This is a genomic window from Sedimentibacter saalensis, from assembly GCF_007830175.1.
Lineage (GTDB): Bacteria > Bacillota > Clostridia > Tissierellales > Sedimentibacteraceae > Sedimentibacter > Sedimentibacter saalensis.
Map to the genome: position 1 here is coordinate 21847 of NZ_VLKH01000006.1, position 11311 is coordinate 33157.

Genomic DNA, 11311 nt, shown 5'->3' on the forward strand with positions numbered 1-11311 from the left:
TGTGTCCGCATATGTTGTTGATTCAAAAACATCTTATTGCGGGAGGACAGTAGTCCTCCCCTACGACCCGTGATTTCAAATTCATGGTAAGATATCAATTCATGGTTGCGTATGCGTGGATATTGTGTCTGCACGTGTTGTTGATTCAATGAAATTTTTATTGCGGGAGGACAGTAGTCCTCCCCTACATACCGGAATCCGGATATATTGTTAGTTTTCATATATCGATGCGTAGGGGCGGACCTTGTGTCCGCCCGCATGTGAGCATAACAAAAGGGCAGTTAATTCTGCCCTTTTTTGTTATTCTTTTACTTTTTTTAATATTCCTGTGTACGTGTCGTCCGTTGTAGATTTAGTTGTTTTGTAAAGGTCGAATGTCTTGATTATTTCATAATCATTTATTCCTTCTACAAAAGCTCTTTCTTTTTCACCTATGAAGTTCAGAACATATAGCCTGTTCAGCGAATATTTGCTGAATATACTCTGATAATCAGCAAGATTAGCTGTTGAAGGCTTCACACTTTTTTCAATAAGCAGCAGGTTTACCAGTTCAACAATTTTTGAATTGTAAGTGACAGGTGCAACCGGATTCAATGAATATCTGTAATATGTTGTGTCTTTGTAAAGTGAAAAACTGTACTTTCCAAAGCTGTAGTTCCTGAAATCTAATGACGCAGCTCCTGCTGTAAGTCCCCAGTTAATGTCCAAAAGAGAAGGAATGTCATTTGCTTTTTTTAAGTCGTCATAAACCAGGGTTTGAAGCATTGCTTTGTTGTTGTTTTTAATGTAGTAAGCATATCTGTAAAATAAAATATTAGCTTTGGCATTATTGCTTGTGGTAATGCTGTCCCATTTTTCCAATGCTCCCATGTACAAGGATTCTTTTACATCGTACTTACTAACTGCTGCAAAAACCTGCATAAGCTCCGAGTCCTTGAAGTCATTCCTTGCAATGATGTTCATTAAAATTTCATTGGCAAACTGAGTTTTTTCGGATTCATTGTAACTTCCGAATGTAATCATGTAAAAATTGGTTCCTGTCACATTGTAGTAACCGGCTGAACGAAGTGTCGCCATAGTTTCCACCGCATTCAAATCATAAAGGTGTGAATCTTCCGGAAAAATGTATCCGCCAAATGATACATATTCCAATGTGTCTTTAGCTTTTATGAATTTTTTGTCATTTGTGTTTGTAGTATTTAAGTTATAAGTGCCAAAATAAGAATACATGTCTTCGCCTTTAATAGGCATAAATTCCAGTTTGGTCAGGTACTTGCTAGAATCGCTTGTTTTGATGTCCAGATAAACTCTTTTTATAAGAGCCGCTGCTTCTGCTCTTGTAATGTTTGTGTTTCCGCGGAATGTATTGTCTTCATATCCAACAACTATTCCTGCATTGTTGAGCCTTTTAATTTCATTGTAAAATTTGTTGCTCTTAGATACATCTTTAAATACAAGTGTATTGTCATAAATAGATTCCTTGCAAAAAGCTGCAATCAGGGCTGCCGATTCTTCTCTTGTTATTGCTTTGTCTGGATTAAAATTAGTACCTGGAAAAATATCTTTGAAAGAAAAACTTCCGTTTCCCTTCAGGTGTTCATACATTGATATTACAAATGTATGAGACCAGTGTTTGCTGGACATATCGCTGTAGTTCATGTCGCTGGTGTAAACTTCGTTCATTTGATTTTGCCTGTAAGCTGTTCTCGCCAGTATAGTAATAAATTCGGCCCGGGTTATGTTGTTTTCCGGCTTAAAGGTAAAGTCTCCGTAGCCTTTAAAAACTTTTAAGGTGTTGGAAGCAAAATCAATTTCGCTTTCTGCCCAGTGTTTATAGGTATCATAATACACTGTCTTGGCAAAGGCGGGTTGAACTGAGAATACAGTAAAAATAATAAGTAATAATAATAGCTTGTTTAATCTTCTCAATATACGTCATCACCTTTTTTGTACATATTTGTTTATAATATTATTTACCTCCTCTTCGCTTATATTAAACACCTTTTTTAGGAATATTTCAATACTAATTTTTCCTAAATCAGATATATTTTGTTGAATGTTTTCCTGAGGAAGATAAATTTTTACATTATTCAATTTGTTTGGATAATATTCATAAACTGCATTTCCGACCTTTTTTGCCTGACATTTGAAATAAAATTCAAAAATGCTTGAATTAAGGTAAGAAACAAGGTAATCAGGATTAAGCGCCTCTTGGAATCCATTTGCAAAATAAACATCTGCACTGCAAAAAAATGCATTTTTATCATAATAAAAATAATTACCTTTGGCTTTGTACGGGAAAATAATCTTTGGATTCTCAAAGTCAGATTCTATTCTTTCCCACTGGAGGTCAAACCATCTTCTGTAACCCCTTTGACATTCCCGCCTGTTTTCAAGCTTTTCCCTGTAAGAAGATAAGTATTTTATTGCATTTGGACAATGTTCTTCATCTTTAATATTGTTGGAATATATTAGGTACAGATTATTATATTTTATTACAGAATCCCTTATGTTGCTGTTTTTAATCCATTTTTTAAGCAAATAACTCTCAATATTGTATTTTTCGATTGTTTCTTCATCAACTATAAAAGCTTTGTCTAAACCTGTTATAATTCCCTGCTTTATAGTGCATACATCCTTGATGTATGTGTTGGATATTTCTTCAATTCTTTCAAATAGATTTAATTCCTCATCCCTTAAAATAATCCAGCCTGAGCTTTTCAGCTTGTCCTGATTAAAATTAAAGATATCATGGGCATTTTTATCGCCATTATATTTGACGTATGAAATGGCTTTTTTGTTCCCGGTATTATTTGACAAAATGATTACTGCAGGACTTATCATGGCGTCCTTAAAAACTGTGTTTCCGCTGTAATCAGCCAGTGAAAGTATTTGAAAATTTTGTTTTAAAAATTTTCTCAGCTTGTCAGCATACATTGCTTCCATAAAGTACCTGGAAGTGATGAAAGTCATGATTCCGTCTTCCTTTAGAATATCAGCGCTTTTTTTAAAGAAGCAATATGAAATGTCGGATTTGTCATAAAACACATCGGGGTATTTCTCATAAAGAGTTTTTTTGTATGCTGCAGTTGAGTTTTTATGACCAACATACGGCGGATTTCCGGCTATTATGTCAAACTTACCCATATCAAATGAATCTGTGAGATAATCAATGTTAAAAATTTTAAATTCCACATCATTTAGACCGCTTTCAAAGAGCATACCTGTCTTAGCAAGGAATATGGCAAAATCATCAATATCTATGCCGTAGATCATATTTTCCAGAATATATCTGTCATCAACACCGTCAATATTCAGTGATTTTATTTGTCTGAACATCTCAGTGAGAAAATATCCGCCTCCGCAGGAAGGATCAAGGAATCTGCTGTGCTTGTCAATTTTTATAAAACTCAAAGACTTTTCCAGCATTTGTATTATTATTTCCAAAGGTGTGTAAACCTGTCCCAGTGATTTTTTTTCCTTTGAAGTAAGCAGTTGCTCATAAAGATTACCCGGGTTGAAGTCATTTGTTTCAAGGAATCTTCGATTTGATTTTAAAAGATTGTACAGATTTTGTTCAGCTTTTTTATTGTTTAGGTCCAGGAAATTATAGTCTGTAAATATTTTCGCCTCATGTCTTGAAAAAAATAGGGTTGACTTGTAATCTTCATAATTGAAGTTTAAAATTTCAAATCCCTCTTGCTTGCAATTGTAAATTAATTTTGACATAAAAAAAATTACATATTTAACACCGCATATATAATCGCATTCCATGTCTTTAATTATCTGAGCTATTTCCCGCAGGAATGACTTATCCATAAGTACCTCTTGATTTAACATCTTTAGCTTATATTATCATGTTGTCAGGATTTAATCAACAAAATTGCCTCTGATATGCTATATAGTATCAGGAGGTGATAGGATGGCAGTAATAGCTAATCAAGCAGACTCAAAACTAAAACTTGTGTTTAACGCAGGACTTGACGAGGAAAATAAAGACATCATGAAAAACAAGACATTTGCCAATGTTAAGCCGGCAGTGACAAACGAAAATCTTTACAATCTTGCAGTTTCAATGTCAGATCTTCAGTCGTACACGCTTTCAAAAATAGTGAGATATGAAGAATATCAGCTATCAAATGAAATTTAAGGATAAATAAGGAAAAACAGCAAATAATGAAAGGGGTGATAGGATGGCAAAAAGATTAGTGATGACTTTTGTTACTGCTCAGGGAACAAATACGTCCCTGTCTCTTGATGAACCTAAGGAAGGTTTGACAGAAGCAGAAGTAAGGACAGTTATGCAATCAATCATAACACAAAATGTGTTCAATACAACAAAAGGCGACCTGGCAGAAATAAAATCAGCTGAAATTATAACTACAACTGAAGAAATTTTAATATAACAATTTACTGAAATATGCTATAATTAACCAAAAGTGCCATAGAAAAATGTCTGCCCGGCGAATTGAGATTCGCCGGGTGGATAAAATTCAGGAGGATTCCATGTTAAGCAAAAATGAACTCATAAAAAACAACCAAGTATTAAAACAGGTTTCAGAAATTAAGGAAGTTTTGTGGCTTAATCCAAATCTAGCGCCATACCAGGAAGCATCAAAAATAATAAATATGGATTTGTCAGCAATAGATGATGCCGAAAGGCGCCTGAAAAAATTTGCACCCCTCATAGAAATACTATTCCCGGAAACAAAATCATCCCATGGCATTATTGAGTCGCCATTAAAAGAAATTCCAAATATGAAGGAACAGCTTAATTCGTTTTATTCATCAAAAATATCGGGAAATCTGCTTTTGAAAATGGACAGCCATCTTGCTATTGCTGGCAGTGTAAAGGCAAGGGGAGGAATTTATGAAGTACTTAAATATGCAGAAACTCTTGCACTGGATAACAACATGATTTCTGAAAATGATGATTATGCTATTCTTGCAGAAAAAAAGTACAGGGACTTTTTTAACCAGTACAAAATTCAGGTAGGCTCCACAGGAAATTTAGGACTTAGCATTGGTATAACATCAGCAGCCCTTGGATTTAAGGTAGCAGTACATATGTCAGCTGATGCAAAACAGTGGAAAAAGGATTTGCTGAGGTCAAAGGGAGCAGAGGTTGTGGAATATGACAGCGACTTTTCAAAGGCAGTTGAAGAAGGACGTAGAATGTCAGATAAAGACCCTATGAGCTACTTTGTTGATGATGAAAATTCAATGAATTTGTTCTTGGGATACAGCGTTGCTGCAAGAAGACTTAAAAAACAGCTGGATGAACTCAATGTAAAGGTAGATGATGATCATCCATTGTTTGTTTATCTGCCATGCGGAGTAGGAGGAGCACCGGGAGGAATAACATACGGACTTAAGTCAGTATATGGGGACAATGTTCACTGTTTTTTTGTGGAGCCCACACATTCACCATGCATGCTTGCAGGAATGGCCACTGGACTTCACAATGACGTATGTGTACAGGACATAGGAATTGACGGAAAAACCCATGCAGACGGTCTTGCAGTGGGAAGACCTTCAAAGCTGGTTGGAAAAATGATGGATCATGTTCTTGGGGGAATTTTTACCATTGATGATTATAAGCTGTATGACAACATGAGGCTTCTTCACGATTCAGAGAAAATTGACATTGAACCATCTGCCTGTGCAGCATTTGAAGGAGCTGTAAAATTCGAGAAATCGGACGAAGGCAAGGAGTACATAATAAAACACAAACTGGAAAACAAAATGAAAAATGCTTCTCACATAGCATGGGCAACAGGAGGGAGTCTTGTTCCGGAAGAAATAAACATACAGTTTTTAGAGACGCATCTTTAAATGCTGCATATAGTTGGATGTCAGGAATGTACATTCACTGTCATCCTGAGCGGCAGCGATGGATCTCATCTTTTAAAATCTAAATGATAAAAAAACATTGTAAATACCAGATATATTTGATAACATAGAAAATAATTGTTAACGGAAAACGGAGGTTTATATGAAAGTAAATTTAAACCCTGCTAAAGGCATGAGAGACATTACGCCGCAGGAAAAAGAAATAAGAGATTACGTTGAAGGCGTAATAGTAAATACATACAAGCAAAGCGGATTTGAGCTTATTGAAACACCTGTTGTTGAAAATATAGAAAATCTAATAGGCAGCAAGGGCGGAGAAAATTTAAAATTAATATTCAAGATTTTAAAAAGAGGTGAAAAGCTGGACTTTGCAAAAGAAGGCTTCACAGAAGAAGATTTGGCTGATTTAGGCTTAAGATATGACCTTACAGTTCCATTGAGCCGTTTTTACTGCAACAACAGAGCAAATCTTCCTTCAGTGTTCAAGGCAATGCAGGTAGGAAATGTGTTCAGGGCTGAAAGGGCACAAAAGGGAAGATACAGAAGCTTCAAGCAGTGTGACATAGACATCATAGGTGACGGAACAAAATCAGCTGAACTGGAACTTATTGCCACAACAGCAAAGGCACTGAATGCCCTCAATGTAACGGACTTTGTTGTAAGGTTCAACGACAGGAGAGTGTTGAAGGCAGTCATATTAAAATGCGGATTTACTGAAGAAGAATTTGACGGAGTATGCATAATAGTTGATAAACTAGACAAGGTTGGCTTATCAGGAGTTGAAAAAGAACTGAATGAGAAAGATTACTCTTTGGGCGCTTCTGCTAATTTAGTAAAAGCTCTTGAAAGCATCAATGATAAAGGAACTAGTTGCCTTGTGGAATACGGAGTTTCTGAAGAAGTTGTAAAAGACGTTGAGGAAATATTAAACCAGTCAAGAGAATTTGCAGATGGGAAATATGATGTCGAATTTGACTTTACTCTCATAAGGGGAATGGGATATTACACAGGTTCCATATTTGAAATTGCCTACAAAAATCTCGGGTACTCCATTGCCGGAGGAGGAAGATATGATGAGATGGTAGGAAATTTCATAGGAGAAAAGATACCTGCCATTGGCTTCTCAATAGGATTTGAAAGACTTGTAAACCAGCTGATGGATGAAAAGTTCAAGGTTCCAAACCTTGAAAAACTTGTTCTTCTTTATGAATCAGGGGACAAATACATAGATGTTCTTAAAAAAGCAGATGATTTGAGAGCTCAGGGTTATACTGTTGCAGTTTATGAAAAGGCAAAGAAGCTTGGAAAACAGCTGAATCAGTTCACAGAATACGGATATAACAAGTTTGCCGTATACAGCAGCGAAGAAACAGAAGTAAAAGATTTGTCTTCAAACTAAAAAAAATTAATTTAAAAAGGGGCGTGCATTGAGCATAATGTCATCCTGAGCGTCAGCGAAGGATCTCATCCTTCAAATGATGAGATTCTTCGGGCTAAAGCCCTCAGAATGACACGATATAATCACCAATGCAATAGCCCCTTTTATTGCTTATTTGTATTGTCTGAGGTTGTTTCTTTTTTTATTATCCTTGAAAAAATAAAAGTTATCATAGTTGCAGACAGGAACCTGGCTATTAACAGTGCAACAGGATTTGCTCCGGCTGCTGCAAATATTATTGAATCTTCAAATATGGCGTGGCATAGAGATAAAAACATGCATATGAGGAATATGCTTCTTTTGTCAATGTCATAATCCTTTGTGCTTTGAATTATAGCTCCTGCTCCAATGGTGAGTCCGAAAATTATTCCAAACAGCATGGAAATTCCTGATTGTTCGCTTAAGGTGAAGAAATTTGAAACAGGTTTGAACGCATTTGAAATTTTGTCAATGAGTTTTGTATCCTTGAAAATTTCTATTACAATCATTATAGGAATGAGAATTCTTGCTATGCTCCATAAAAAAGAAATCAAGCTTGAGAGTAAATTTAAAATTATAGCCATAATATCACCCGAATATAAAATTATATAAAAAACCCATAACAAATGAAAACAAAAGCCTCAATGTTATGCTTGCCATTGTGCTTACTCCAAGTTTTCTAATTACGGCCCCTTCTGTTATGAGGCTGTGCGCAATTGAAACCATTATTGCCAGAGTTGTTATCTGTACTCCTGTGAGCTTAATAACTGCCATTGCTCCAAGTGCAGCATATCCTCCGGAAAAATATCCTAGAATCAACACAAGTGATGCTTCACCCGGAAGTCCGAAAACAGACATGATTGGAGTGCAGAAATCGGCAATGATGTTTAAAATTCCGGAAATAGACAACAGCTGTACGCCGATGTACACAGGGACAAGAATTTTGGAAAGTTCAAAAAAAGTCGTGATGCCTTTATAAAAGCCTCTTTTAAAAGTGTCTGTGGTAACCATATATCCTCCTTGAATCATAAACAAGATTATAGCATAACAATCTTTTTCAAACAACATAATTTATAAATACTTACATAAGCTTAATCATTTAAAACAAATGCAATTGACACTGACCTCTCTGTTTGATAAAATTGAACTGTTACAGGTAATTTATATGGAACGGTTGAAAAAAGCCGGATGATAAAAATAATGAATAGAGGTACATATGAGACAGAAAAAATTACTTGCATTAATAATACTAATGATTTTTACACTTTCAATTAACACAGCATACGCAGATGAGCAAACTGCGAGCACAAATTTAACCACATATTCTTCAGCTTACAACAAATATTCAAATCATCCCTACGGATATGAAATGACACTTCTTAACAGCCTTAAACTGAACGAAGACATTGGAACTGTGAAGAGCAGGTTTGAATCTGAAGGACTGGTTGTAGAAGTTTTGTATGACAATTTTACAAATACTCTTAATTCAAGCAGCATTTATTTGAATTATGGAAACAGGGGCATATTAGGAAATCCTGATTTTAAAATAACTGGTGAATACAACCACAATTTTAACGGTGAGTGGGGACACATTGTTCTCTATGAAAGGAAAAAACTTTCTAATGTTGAAAATGACAGAAACTTCTATGCCAATATAACTTTTGCCAGGAGTTCAAAAGAAGTTATAACAGTATTTATGAAGTCATCCCAGCCTTTATACATTGATTACATAATGCCTGATTTCAAACTTACCAAAAAGTCTGGCACAATGAAGGAAGACAAGGTTTTTGAGCCTGTTGAAAAGAATTTTGATGAACAGACAAAGAAATTTTATGATGAATATTTATTGAACAATGAAAAGGTTGATTTTGGCATATTTGAGCCAACATTTCCTCTTTATTCATACAGGCTTGCACAAATAGAGCAAAGTCTGGACTACAACTTCCCTGTTGTCCTTTTGTATAACTCTTTTTCACTACCTTACAAAAAAGATTATATGAACAAGGCGAAGGAACTTGGTAAGGTTGTGGAATATACCCTTTACACAACTGACATCATCAATGGAAAAGAAGAAGACATAACGCTGGAAATTCTTGATGGCAAATATGATGATTACTTAATACATCTTGCCCAAAGCTTCAATGAATATGATTTTCCTGTTCTTTTCAGATTGAACAATGAAATGAACGGAGAATGGGTATTGTATTCATCTCACAAGGTTGGAAAGGACACAGATTTGTTCATTGCCAGCTGGAGATACATATATGATTTGTTTAAGGAACAGGGAGTTGACAATTTAATTTTTGTATGGAATCCAAACGAGAAGTCATTCCCGGACTTTTCATACAATGATTATCTCTGCTATTACCCGGGAAATGAATACGTTGATGTGGTAGGGCTTACAGCCTACAACACAGGAAATTACTACAAGGGTGAAACATGGAGAAGTTTTTCCCAGGCCTATGATCATTTTTATTATGATTATGCAAAAAGGTTCAAACATCCTATGATGATTACAGAATTCAGCTGTGCATCAGCCGGAGGGAACAAAAGCCTGTGGCATCAGGACATGTTCAATATTATAAACAGATATGACAGGATTAAAATTGCAGTGTTGTGGAACGGTCAGGATTACGACAACTCAAAACCGGAAAAAACAGTCTCAAGAAACTACAGGATTGATCTTGAACAAGAAGTAATAAATGCAGTAAGAAACGGACTTCAGAACTACAAATAACACCAATTTTAAATATCAGTGCAGGCCATGAGCCTGCCTTTTTTTGAAATTGAACTTTTTATAAAAATAATCGTCTAAAAAATTAAACAATTAAGGAGGCTTATATGAGCAAAAAATCAATTTTATGGATAATAGCGTTAATTTTAGGTGCAGCTGTTGTGCTTGCAATAATAAACGGAGTTGTAAAAAATGAAACAGGCATTGATTATGGCGACAAGGTTAAAACATTCAATGCAGTTGTGCTTGAAAACAAAAAAACAACACTTCTGGTTGAACCTTTAGAAGGTGAAGATGAACTTAAATCAAGCGATAAAATTACAGTATCTGTTGTAAAAGACGGTGCAGTGTTTGAAGATTTGTCCTCTTTTAAAGTGGGAAGTACTGTAAAAATCACGTACGACGGAACAATCATGGAGAGCTACCCTGCACAAATAAGAGCAATAAAGGTAGAAGCCGCAAAATAACCAAAAATATCGACACGTAGGGGCGGACCTCGTGTCCGCCCGCAGCCAACAAACGATATTAATATTGTTGTCAGATATAACTGCCATTGAAAAGTTTTTTTATTAACGATATAATTTAAATAAAAATTAATGAAATTTATCGGGAGGATAGTAACCCTTACCTACATCTTGAAATAGCATACATATTGATTATCAATTATGTATGGGCGGCCCACTGTCCGCCCGCATAAACCTAGGAGGTATAAAATGAGTGAAAAGCCTATACGAAAAAAAATAAGGCTGACTGACTATAATTATTCTCATAATGGGTTTTACTTCATAACTATATGTTCAAGCGAACATAAACCAATATTAGGACATATAGAAGAAGGAAAGATGATTTTAAACGAATATGCTGAAAAAGCTGATTCACTTTTAATGGAAATGGCTGAAAAAAGGCAAAATATTATTTTGGACAAGTACGTATTCATGCCAAATCATATTCACATGATTCTTGTTATTGAAAATCAATGCAATGATGTGGTTGATGAATCAGGGATAATTGAATTCATACAGGAATTTAAATCTAAGACAGCAAATATTTATATTAAAGGCGTCAAAGAAGGATTGTATGAACCGTTCAACAAAAGGTTGTGGCAAAGGTCCTATTACGACAATGTAATTAGAAATAAGGATACTTATGATTTGATTTGGAGTTACATAGACAACAATCCATTGAAATGGTCATTGGATAAATACTACTATGACAACAGCGATTCATAAAAATCTGCGGGAGGATACAAGATCCTCCCCTACATATGGAGAAATAAAATTCTAAACAAGCTTAACATTTCGATACTC

The 11311-nt window shown here is 35.3% G+C and carries 11 protein-coding genes; 7 read left to right on the forward strand and 4 right to left on the reverse strand.

Annotated features, from left to right (window positions below; genetic code table 11):
* Positions 1–300 precede the first annotated feature (300 nt).
* Entirely contained in the window at positions 301–1929 is a 1629-nt protein-coding gene (locus LY60_RS11135) for an S-layer homology domain-containing protein (protein WP_145083562.1), read from the reverse strand.
* Between the two features lie 9 nt (positions 1930–1938).
* Positions 1939–3819, reverse strand: a complete 1881-nt coding sequence (locus LY60_RS11140; RefSeq protein WP_170226186.1) for an Eco57I restriction-modification methylase domain-containing protein — start codon at positions 3817–3819, stop codon at positions 1939–1941.
* 103 nt (positions 3820–3922) lie between these two features.
* On the opposite strand from LY60_RS11140, the gene LY60_RS11145 reads away from it, so the two are divergent.
* From LY60_RS11145 to hisS, 4 genes are all read left to right on the forward strand, one after another.
* Positions 3923–4150: a DUF1659 domain-containing protein gene (locus LY60_RS11145; RefSeq protein WP_145083570.1), complete on the forward strand. Its 228-nt coding sequence runs from the start codon at positions 3923–3925 to the stop codon at positions 4148–4150.
* Between the two features lie 43 nt (positions 4151–4193).
* The gene (locus tag LY60_RS11150; RefSeq protein ID WP_019230371.1) at positions 4194–4406 is read left to right on the forward strand and encodes a DUF2922 domain-containing protein; all 213 of its coding nucleotides are present in this window, start codon (positions 4194–4196) and stop codon (positions 4404–4406) included.
* Between the two features lie 100 nt (positions 4407–4506).
* Positions 4507–5835, forward strand: a complete 1329-nt coding sequence (dsdA, locus tag LY60_RS11155; protein WP_145083573.1) for a D-serine ammonia-lyase — start codon at positions 4507–4509, stop codon at positions 5833–5835.
* A 160-nt stretch (positions 5836–5995) separates the two neighbouring features.
* Positions 5996–7252 (forward strand): histidine--tRNA ligase, encoded by a 1257-nt coding sequence (gene hisS / locus LY60_RS11160; RefSeq protein WP_145083576.1) that lies wholly within the window; start codon positions 5996–5998, stop codon positions 7250–7252.
* A 143-nt stretch (positions 7253–7395) separates the two neighbouring features.
* Here the strand turns inward: hisS and LY60_RS11165 are convergent, their stop codons facing one another.
* Positions 7396–7854, reverse strand: coding sequence for a nucleoside recognition domain-containing protein (locus tag LY60_RS11165; protein ID WP_145083579.1), 459 nt, complete (start codon positions 7852–7854; stop codon positions 7396–7398).
* 4 nt (positions 7855–7858) lie between these two features.
* Complete coding sequence (locus LY60_RS11170; RefSeq protein WP_170226187.1) at positions 7859–8281, reverse strand: nucleoside recognition domain-containing protein; 423 nt, start codon at positions 8279–8281, stop codon at positions 7859–7861.
* 205 nt (positions 8282–8486) lie between these two features.
* Here LY60_RS11170 and LY60_RS11175 point away from each other — a divergent pair, with 205 nt between their 5' ends.
* The 3 genes from LY60_RS11175 (at position 8487) to LY60_RS11185 (ending at position 11233) form a co-directional block, all read left to right on the forward strand.
* A complete protein-coding gene (locus LY60_RS11175; RefSeq protein WP_145083585.1) occupies positions 8487–10007 on the forward strand; it encodes a glycoside hydrolase family 26 protein in 1521 nt (506 codons plus the stop codon).
* A gap of 104 nt (positions 10008–10111) precedes the next feature.
* The gene (locus tag LY60_RS11180; protein ID WP_145083588.1) at positions 10112–10471 is read left to right on the forward strand and encodes a DUF3221 domain-containing protein; all 360 of its coding nucleotides are present in this window, start codon (positions 10112–10114) and stop codon (positions 10469–10471) included.
* 246 nt (positions 10472–10717) lie between these two features.
* Positions 10718–11233, forward strand: a complete 516-nt coding sequence (locus LY60_RS11185) for a transposase (protein WP_170226188.1) — start codon at positions 10718–10720, stop codon at positions 11231–11233.
* Positions 11234–11311: the final 78 nt, after the last annotated feature.